We start from the raw sequence: 235 nt of genomic DNA on the forward strand, positions 1-235 counted from the left end.
TCATCTATTTTTTGTAACGTCTTTTCTAACTTTTTTTGATTGTTTTCTAGGTAAACAGGAAGAAGTTCTTTTTGAGAGAAAAGGATCGTTTGCGCTTGTAAAATCGCATCTTCACAAAAACGTTTATTTAACAAATATTTAGGTTGTAGTTTTTTTATCAATTCTTTCTCGTTTTCGCCCTCAATCAAACGATTAAAACTATATCGTTTTGCACTTTCGAACGTACGGATCAAAG

General features: G+C 31.1%; 1 pseudogene. It reads right to left on the reverse strand.

Features of this window, described 5'->3' with window-relative positions:
- Positions 1–235 (reverse strand): annotated as a pseudogene (locus tag FOT98_RS30310) (hypothetical protein); the annotation flags it as partial.

It is taken from the genome of Bacillus sp. HY001 (assembly GCF_007558965.1).
Lineage (GTDB): Bacteria > Bacillota > Bacilli > Bacillales > Bacillaceae_G > Bacillus_A > Bacillus_A mobilis.